Source organism: Pseudomonas sp. PME37.24/006 (genome assembly GCF_055556635.1).
Genome location: NZ_JBVHNL010000075.1, coordinates 1 through 276 on the forward strand (window position 1 = coordinate 1; position 276 = coordinate 276).

General features: G+C 68.1%; 1 protein-coding gene. It reads right to left on the reverse strand.

Annotated features, from left to right (window positions below; genetic code table 11):
- On the reverse strand, positions 1 to 276 hold a 276-nt coding region (locus ACZ3GY_RS23910), incomplete at both ends, for a hypothetical protein (RefSeq protein WP_465912211.1).

Consider the following 276-nt stretch of genomic DNA (forward strand, 5'->3'; position numbering starts at 1 on the left):
CCGACGGTGCCGGCCTCGAGGTCGGCGTAGCCATCGAGGTACTGCACGGCCGGGACGTAGATCCCTCGGGCGACCTTGGTGTTGTACCAGGGGCGAGGGGAAGCGAGGAAGCGGATGCCCTTGGGGACGGGCAGGTTGACGACGGTCGTCTGCCCGACGTCGACGGAGTAGATCGACGTCGCACGCCAGGCCTCCGAGCCCGTGATATCGAGGGTCTTGGTGCGGTGGTTGGTGACGACGACCGCGCGCGCTACGGACGCGCCAGAGATCGTTCGG